1 protein-coding gene is annotated in these 1,097 nt (G+C 62.8%); it reads left to right on the forward strand.

The window, feature by feature from the left end; genetic code table 11:
* Positions 1-72 precede the first annotated feature (72 nt).
* Positions 73-1,097: IS30 family transposase (locus tag IMZ11_RS42395; protein WP_228649206.1), on the forward strand; the 1,025-nt coding region annotated here is incomplete at its 3' end.

The following is a 1,097-nucleotide window of genomic DNA, read 5'->3' on the forward strand; positions in this document are numbered from 1 at the left end:
GTCGGCAACACGCGGGTGTATCCCGATGGCACAGTCCACGATTACGCCACCGGCACGCGGTACACACAACCGGTGAAAACCGTTGCCGCCCATCAGAGCACTGCGCCGGATGACGAGTCCGTCAGCAGGTATTTGCAGCTGGCTGACCGGCTGGTCATCGCTGATGGTCTGGCTGCCGGCCTGAGCTACACCGCGATCGCCGACAAGATCGGTCGGAATAAGTCGACGGTGTCCCGCGAGGTCGCTGCGCACCGTGTTGAGGGCTTGTATCTGCCCTATCAGGCCGATGCGGCGGCTGCGGCGGCGCGGGCCCGGCCCAAGGCGTCCAAACTGGTGACCAACCAGAGGTTGCGCAAAGAGGTCGAAGAGGGGCTGGCTAAACGGTGGTCCCCGGAGGAGATTTCGCATCGTCTGGTCAGGGATTTTCCGGACGACGAGAGTATGCGGGTGAGCCACGAAACGATCTATCAATCCCTCTACTTCCAGGCGCGCGGTGGCTTGAAAAAGGAAGTGGCCCAAGCCCTTCGGTCTGGACGCACGTGCCGTAAACCGAACCGTAAGCCCGGTGAGCGCTACCAGCGGTTCGTTGATCCGATGATCATGATCGCTGACCGGCCCGATATCGAGGATCGGGCGGTGCCCGGGCACTGGGAGGGCGATCTGATCATGGGCGAACTCAACAAGACCGCGATCGCCACCCTGGTCGAACGCGCCACCCGCTACACCATGCTGGTGCACCTGCCCGGCGGCCATGACGCCGAAACAGTCCGTGACGGCCTGATCGCCACCATGAAGACATTGCCGGCGCATCTGCGGGGATCACTGACCTGGGATCAAGGCGCTGAGATGGCCGGGCACAAAGGCTTCACCACGGCCACCGACATGCAGGTGTATTTCTGCGATCCGGCCAGTCCATGGCAGCGAGGCACCAACGAGAACACCAACGGCCTGCTGCGCCAGTACTTCCCCAAAGGCACCGACCTCAGTGTCTACGGGCCCGAAGACCTCGAACACGTCGCCCAGCAACTCAACGGCCGCCCACGCAAAACGCTCGACTGGGATACCCCAGCCGAGCGTTTGCGTGATCTACTGCTGAC

Origin of the sequence: Microtetraspora sp. AC03309, assembly GCF_020826795.1 — a bacterium.
Lineage (GTDB): Bacteria > Actinomycetota > Actinomycetes > Streptosporangiales > Streptosporangiaceae > Microtetraspora > Microtetraspora glauca.